The 6,677-nt window shown below is 69.4% G+C and carries 7 protein-coding genes and 1 tRNA gene; 4 read left to right on the top strand and 4 right to left on the bottom strand.

The window, feature by feature from the left end:
- Positions 1–247 precede the first annotated feature (247 nt).
- Positions 248–1,492, top strand: coding sequence for a cation:proton antiporter domain-containing protein (locus G6023_RS03885; RefSeq protein ID WP_182634136.1), 1,245 nt, complete (start codon positions 248–250; stop codon positions 1,490–1,492).
- A gap of 67 nt (positions 1,493–1,559) precedes the next feature.
- On the opposite strand, the gene G6023_RS03880 is transcribed toward G6023_RS03885, so the two are convergent.
- A complete protein-coding gene (locus G6023_RS03880) occupies positions 1,560–1,772 on the bottom strand; it encodes a hypothetical protein (RefSeq protein WP_182634137.1) in 213 nt (70 codons plus the stop codon).
- 4 nt (positions 1,773–1,776) lie between these two features.
- Positions 1,777–3,009, bottom strand: a complete 1,233-nt coding sequence (locus tag G6023_RS03875; RefSeq protein WP_347570713.1) for a L,D-transpeptidase — start codon at positions 3,007–3,009, stop codon at positions 1,777–1,779.
- A gap of 201 nt (positions 3,010–3,210) precedes the next feature.
- Between G6023_RS03875 and G6023_RS03870 the strand changes: the two genes are divergently transcribed.
- Positions 3,211–3,283: transfer RNA gene (locus tag G6023_RS03870), tRNA-Lys, on the top strand.
- A gap of 304 nt (positions 3,284–3,587) precedes the next feature.
- Here G6023_RS03870 and G6023_RS03865 read toward each other — a convergent pair.
- On the bottom strand, positions 3,588–3,863 hold the full coding sequence (locus G6023_RS03865; RefSeq protein WP_067719851.1) for a DUF3618 domain-containing protein: 276 nt from the start codon (positions 3,861–3,863) through the stop codon (positions 3,588–3,590).
- Between the two features lie 151 nt (positions 3,864–4,014).
- On the opposite strand from G6023_RS03865, the gene G6023_RS03860 reads away from it, so the two are divergent.
- Positions 4,015–4,521, top strand: coding sequence for a peroxiredoxin (locus G6023_RS03860; RefSeq protein WP_182634134.1), 507 nt, complete (start codon positions 4,015–4,017; stop codon positions 4,519–4,521).
- Between the two features lie 7 nt (positions 4,522–4,528).
- The gene (locus tag G6023_RS03855) at positions 4,529–5,311 is read left to right on the top strand and encodes a TetR/AcrR family transcriptional regulator (protein WP_182634133.1); all 783 of its coding nucleotides are present in this window, start codon (positions 4,529–4,531) and stop codon (positions 5,309–5,311) included.
- Positions 5,312–5,347: 36 nt separating this feature from the next.
- On the opposite strand, the gene G6023_RS03850 is transcribed toward G6023_RS03855, so the two are convergent.
- On the bottom strand, positions 5,348–6,280 hold the full coding sequence (locus tag G6023_RS03850) for a type IV toxin-antitoxin system AbiEi family antitoxin domain-containing protein (RefSeq protein ID WP_182634132.1): 933 nt from the start codon (positions 6,278–6,280) through the stop codon (positions 5,348–5,350).
- Positions 6,281–6,677 lie beyond the last annotated feature (397 nt).

Raw genomic sequence — 6,677 nt, 5'->3', positions numbered from 1 at the left:
ATCCGCGTGCGGTGCACGGGCGACCGGGACCAGCCCACCGCCTCCGGGTTGAGCCGGTGGCCGCGGGCCAGGTCGACGGGCCGGGTGATCTCGCGCTCGGTCATGGGATCACTCTTGCAGGTGCCCGCGCCGCGGCGGGCGGAGGGCGGCGACGGGCGAGGGGCGGCGACGGGCGAGGGGCACGGATGCGCAAGCGCCCGGGCTCTCCTATGGTGCGGGGTGATCCGACTGACCCGGGGAGGAACCGTTGTCCACGCTCGATGTGTTGCTGGCGATCGTCGGGGCGCTCGGGGTGGTGATCGTGGCCTTCTCCGCGCGATTACGCCAGTGGCCCGTGACGGAGCCACTGCTCGCGCTCGTCGCCGGGATCGTCCTGGGGCCGGCAGTCCTCGGGGTGTTCGACGTGCCCGACATCGTCGCCGAGCACTCGACCCTCCACCACGGCGCGGAGATCCTCCTGGCCATCTCGGTGATGGGTGTGGCCCTGCGGTACCCCTTCTCGGCGATCAGGACCCACTGGCGTCGACTCGCGTTGCTGCTGGTGCTCGTCCTGCCCGGGATGGCGCTCGTCTCGACCGGGCTGGCGATGTGGGTGCTCGGCATCCCCTTCGCACTCGCCCTGCTGTTCGGAACCGCCATATGCCCCACCGACCCCGTCCTCGCCTCGAGCGTCGTCACCGGAGAGGAGGCCGAGGAGGACCTGCCGGAGCACGACCGCCAACTACTGTCGCTCGAATCGGGCGCGAACGACGGGCTCGCCCTCCCACTCGTCCTGGTCGCCCTGGCGGTCGCCACCCCGCTCACCGCCGGGCAGGCGGCCGGTGAGGCCGCCTGGCAGATCGCGGGCGCCCTCGTCGTGGGGATCATCGCGGGCGTGGCGGCCGCCAAGGCGCTGCACTTCTCGGAACGACACCACGACACCGAGACCGGGCCGATTCTGCTGTACACGCTCCTCCTGGCGCTGCTCGTCCTGGGAGTGGCGGGCATCATCGGGGTCAACGGCATCTTCGGCGCGTTCGTCGCCGGACTCGCGTTCAACGTCACCAGCTCCGGCGGCGAACGCCGGACCGAGGTGGAGATCGACGAGGCCGTCAACCAGTTCGCCGTGATCCCCTTCTTCGTCGCTCTCGGCGCGATGATCCCGTGGACCGAGTGGGGCCGCCTCGGATGGGGCGCGGTGTGGCTCACGGCCGCGGTGCTGCTGCTACGCAGGCCGCCGCTGATCCTCGCCGTGATGAAGCCGCTGGGGCTGAAGCCTCGCGGCGCCGCCTACCTCGGTTGGTTCGGGCCCGTCGGCGTCGCGGCGGTCTTCTACCTGACGGAGGAGGCCTCCCGCGCGGGTGCGGACCCGGTACTGCTCGGCGCGGGCACGCTGATCGTCGTGGCCAGTACCATCGCGCACGGCCTCACTGCCGCACCCGGACGCGCGCTGTTCCGGGCGGCCGCAGAGCGCGATCCGAGGTCGCCCACCTCGTCGTCGTCGTCGTCCTGAAGTCGTCTTGAACCCCGCCACGGGGTTCTCACCACTGCACTCGGGGCCCGCCGGTCACCCGGGGGTTCTACTCGAGGTCCCGGCTGTCGCCGGTCCCCGCGTCGAGCTCGTCACCACCGGGGCCGCGCGACTCGCGATGGGCGGCCTCCACCGCCCAGATCATGACACCGACCGACGGGCCCAGGGCCACGCCCAGCCCGATGTTGTCCAGCGCGGCACCGAACGCCACGCCTATCCCCATCCCGATGCCGATCCACAGGCCCAGCCGGGAGGAATCCATCGGCTCAGGCCGCGCCCTGATCGGCGTTACCGGCCTTCCAGGTCTCCCACGGGACGTTCCAGTCGCCCAGGCCGTCCCAGCCCGGCAGCGTGTCGCCCACCGTGCCGGTGACCTCGAAGACGTCGCCGCGCTTGGCGTTGTCGTAGAACCACTTCGCGTCCGCGGTGGTGACGTTGAGGCAGCCGTGGCTCGTGTTCTGGCTTCCCTGCGCCCAGACCGACCACGGCGCGGCGTGGACGAAGATGCCGCTGTAGGACATCCGGGTCGCGTACTGCACCGGGGTGCGATACCCCTCGGCCGAGTCCACGGCCACGCCGTACGTCGACGAGTCCATGATCATCGAGGCGTGCTTCTCACCGATCACGTAGACCCCGTTGGGGGTCGGGGTGGCGGCCTTGCCCATCGAGGTGGGCATGGTCTTGACGACCTCGCCGTTGCGCTCGATGACGATCTGCTTGGTGGAGTCGTCCACCCGGGAGATCACGGCGTCGCCGATCTCGAAGCTGCTCTGGGCGTCCTGCTGGCCGTACATCCCGCCACCGAGGTCCTGGCCGTAGATGTCGACGTGGACGTCGATCTTGGTGCCGGGCGCCCAGTACTCAGCCGGACGCCAGCGGACCTCCTGGTCGGAGACCCAGTAGAACGCGCCCTCGACCGCGGGCTCGGTCGTGATGTGGATGTTGTCCTGAGCCGCCCGACGGTCCGCGATCGGCTCGTCGAACATCACCGCGACCGGCTGCCCGATACCCACGACGGATCCCTCACCCGTGGTCAGGTAGGCCGCCGTCATGATGTTGGGGGTCAGCGTGGAGAAGCTGGCGTTCCTCCGGGTGACCAGGCCGGCCTCGTCCGTGGCGGTCGACTCCAACGTGTACTGGCGGCCGTAGCCGAGCTCCTCGGTGGTGCGCCACTCGGTGAACTCGGGATTGAACTCACCCTCGACCTCGAGGCCCTCGGGGTTGCGCATCACGACCGAGTCGAACCGGCCGTCCCGGGCGGTGAGCACGATGGGCTCGACCGGGTTGGCGTCGGTGGAACCCTCCGCCACCGACAGGTCGATCACGGCAGAGGGCTCCGCCGGTGCCTCCGCGACCTGGGTGTCCTGCGGACCGCCGTCGCCGATGGTGCAGCCGGTGAGCAGGAGCGTCCCCGTGAACACCACGGCCAGTCCGAGGCGGGCCTTCGACCGGATTCCGGTCGCTCGCCGCCCCGTCCGATCCGTTGTGCTCGCGTTCACTGATGCCCCTTCCGACGTGCGCTTCCCCCCGGACGCAGCCGCGGCCGAGAAGATGTCCCCTCCAGTATGCCTGGTCACATCGCCGCACTCCATATCGAAACACCAGGGCAGGCAGTGTCCACAACCCCGATTCACCCCTCGTGACCAGGCGATTTCGTGAACCGACTCGGCTGCTGTTACTGTTTCTCTCGCACCAAGCAAGCGCCATTAGCTCAATTGGCAGAGCAGCTGACTCTTAATCAGCGGGTTCGGGGTTCGAGTCCCTGATGGCGCACAAGAGAGAAAGCCCCGGGTCCACGACCCGGGGCTTTCTCGTGTGCCGGGCCGCCTCCCCCGCACCGGATCGCTTGTCAGAGCGGGGCTCAACGGGTGGCCGGTCGGACGGGACGACCGGGGAAGCCGAGAGGAAACGGCGAGAGCGTCCCGCACACGCCCCCGGTGACGGGGGTGGGCGGAACGCTCTCGGGAGTCGGGCGGCGACGACTCCCCCGGGGCAGGGTCCCCGGGCGGGGCTCCGGACGCCCGGGCGGGCAGGGTCCCCGGGCGGGGCTCCGGACGCCCGGGCGAGGCCGGTCGACTCAGAGGGCCCGACGGGCCGCCAGGTAGGCCTCGATGCGCTGACGCTCCTTGCGCTTGTTGACCATTGACACGGTGATCCCGCCGACGACCAACGTCGCGATACCCCCGAGCACCGCCAGGACGCGCGGGTCCTTGAGTGCCGCGGTGGCGCGCTCCTTGCCCTCGGACGCGAGGTTCTTCGGATTCACCCGGTCGATGATCTCGTCCAAGGTCGTCGCGAGATCGTCACGCGCCTTGGCGATGTCGCCTTCGATGCTGTCGTAACTCCTGGACACGAGACCTCCGTCGATCGCTCGTCCGCGGGGCGCCCCGCGGGTTCTTGACCCCGCCCACGCTACTGCACCCGGCGTGGATCCGCGCCCGTGCGCCGAAGCATCGGATAGGTTGGGATGGTCCGCCGCCCCGACCCGACCCCCAGGAGCACCGGTGACCGCACCACGGCTCGAGGTGGGCCAGACGGCCCCCGCCTTCACCCTCCCCGACGCCGACGGCACACCCACGTCGCTCCGGGGGCTCCTCGCCGAGCACGGGAAGGTCCTCGTGTACGTCTACCCGGCCGCGATGACACCGGGCTGTACCACTGAGACCGTGGACTTCGAGAACGCGCTGCAACAGTTGAACGACTCTGGCCTCGGCGTGGTCGGCGTCTCCCCCGACGCCCCCGAGAAGCTGGCGCGGTTCCGTGACAAGTACGGCATCACGTTCCCCCTCCTGTCGGATCCGGACAAGACGATGCTCACCGAGTGGGGAGCCTTCGGCGAGAAGAAGAACTACGGCAAAACGGTGATGGGCGTGATCCGCTCGACCTTTGTCGTCGACTCCGACGGCACCGTGTCGATGGCCCGGTACAACGTCCGCGCCAAGGGCCACGTGGCGATGGTCGCCAAGCTGCTCGAGATCGAGTTGCCCGAATCCGATCGCGCGGAGGGCTGACCCACCCATGACCACCGACTCGTCCGAACGCGCGCAGGAGCCGCCGCAGGATCCCACCGACGAGGCCGTCCAGGACGAACCGAACATCCTCGTCCCCCGCCGTCGGCCCATCCAGGAGCGCAGCCGCAAGAAGTTCCAGGCGCTACTGTCCTCGGCCCGGGAAGTGCTGGTCGAGGTGGGGTTCGACTCGTTCACGTGCGAGGAGGTCGCCTCACGTGCAGGCGTTCCGATCGGCACGCTCTACCAGTTCTTCGCCAACAAGTACGTGCTGGTGTGCGAGCTCGACCGCCAGGACGCCCACGGGGTGATCGAGGAGGTCGAGCGATTCGCGCAGAAGATCCCGGCGCTGGACTGGCCCGAACTGCTCAACGACTTCCTCGACCACCTGGCAGACCTGTGGCTGCGCGACCCCTCCCGTCGGGCGGTCTGGCTCGCGACGCAGGCCACTCCCGCCACCCGCGCGACGGCGGCGGTGAACGAGCGCGAGATCGCCCGGATGATCGCCAGCGTGCTGGCCCCGCTCATGCCCGCCACCGAGCGTGAGCGCCGCGCGTTCATGGCCGAGGTGCTGGTCCACGTGGCGTACTCGATGCTCAACTTCTCGGTCAGCGCGGGCCACGTGGCCCCGGGCCACGCCAGCGCGGACCCCGGGGACGGCGGCGGGGTCTCCGGCGGCGCGAGCACCGGTTCGGCCGGTGGCGAGGACATCCACGACGCCACCGTCACCGAGCTCAAGCGGATGATGACCGCCTACCTGTGGCTGGCCGAGAAGGAAGCCCAGTCCGACTGACCCGAAACCCGCCCCCGGGTGTGGACGGCGACCAGTTCAGGCGGCTTCTGCCGCGAGCAGGACGGCCCGGATCCTCTGAACAAGTAGCCAAGGTCGCTCGAAGTCGGCCCATCGCCAGTGGATCACCCGGTACCCGAGGGCAGTCAGGATCGCATCGCGGTCCTTCTCCACGCCGAGCCTGCGGCGGGTTTCCATCTCGTCGGCGCCGTCGAAGTACTTCCCGAACCCGTCACATTCTCCTATGACCCCGAGCTCCCGCCACAGGAAGTCCACCCGGCCGATGAAGCGGCCGTTGTCGTCGAAGATCTCGACCTGTGTCTCGGGCTCCGGCAGCCCGTACTCACCGAAGTAGAGGCGACTCCGCGTCTCCGCGATACTCTCGCTTCTCCGATCAGTCATCCCGATCACAGTACGAGCCCTCCTCACACCGGCCCGTCCCGAGGCGCGGTCCAGCGCCTCCTGCAAAGAGACCTCTGTGACGAGTTCCCGCTGCAGTCCGGCGTCAGCCACCGCGACGCCGGGAACCGGATCACAGCCCCGGGCGATGTCGATGATCGTCCGGTCAGCAGACGTGACGGACATGCCTTCAACATTGACGATTTCGTCCGGGGCGATCGGGCACAGGTCATGCCTCAGGAGTCTGGTGATCCTGGACCGCTGCGCATGTCCGTGCCGGGAGACCGCGACTCTGCGAAGTGGGAGCCCCCAATCCGGAAGCGAGTGGATCATGGCGGCCGACCAGTGAGTGAACACGGGGCCGTGCAGTGCAGCGTCCGTGGCGAGAACCGACAGCAGATGACGTGCTCCCCTCTCGAGTTCGCGGGCGCTGCCCTCCACGTAGAAACCCGGCCGCAGTCGCACGAGCTCTCCTGTCGTCACCGCCCGGGCGAGCGATTGGGTGCTGTGCCCGGCGGCGATCAACCCTTCGGCGGTCAGGATTCGGGAACGTAGTTCATCGATGCTGGTCATGCGGCGATACTCTCGCGCAACATCGCCGGGTCCGCCGGATCGCGTAGGCGGAGCCGGCCCGCTGTGGACGCGCCGGGACCTGTGGACAACAGCGCGCCTCCCACCGACCTCGGCTCGAGCCGGCGAGGTCGACGAGCAAAGCGAAATGTGCCCGGCTGCGGCCCCGAGCCACGGTGAGAACCTCTCGCACCCGGTAGGTCGGACGTGCAGAGGAATCCGATCCGTCCCGACCACCGGACCGAGGCGCTCCTCAGAGTTCGATCCGCCCTCGGGGCCCCGCGTGCGTAGGAAATGTCGAGGGGCGGATCGGGTCGCGGGCCCCGCTGAGCGGCGCTTCCCGCGGGCGGATGAAATTCCGAGGGGCAGATCGGGCCTCAGGGCCGCACGACGGCGAGCC

Source organism: Dietzia sp. DQ11-71 (genome assembly GCF_014144995.1).
GTDB lineage: Bacteria > Actinomycetota > Actinomycetes > Mycobacteriales > Mycobacteriaceae > Dietzia > Dietzia kunjamensis.
The sequence above is the reverse complement of the archived record's forward strand: the minus strand, read 5'-3'. Positions and strand labels throughout refer to the sequence as shown.

Bases quoted from the DNA above. Each gene is read 5' to 3' on its own strand.
- G6023_RS03880 (WP_182634137.1), bottom strand. From the start codon at position 1,772: ATGGATTCCTCCCGGCTGGGCCTGTGGATCGGCATCGGGATGGGGATA.
- G6023_RS03855 (WP_182634133.1), top strand. From the start codon at position 4,529: ATGACCACCGACTCGTCCGAACGCGCGCAGGAGCCGCCGCAGGATCCC.
- G6023_RS03850 (WP_182634132.1), bottom strand. From the start codon at position 6,280: ATGACCAGCATCGATGAACTACGTTCCCGAATCCTGACCGCCGAAGGG.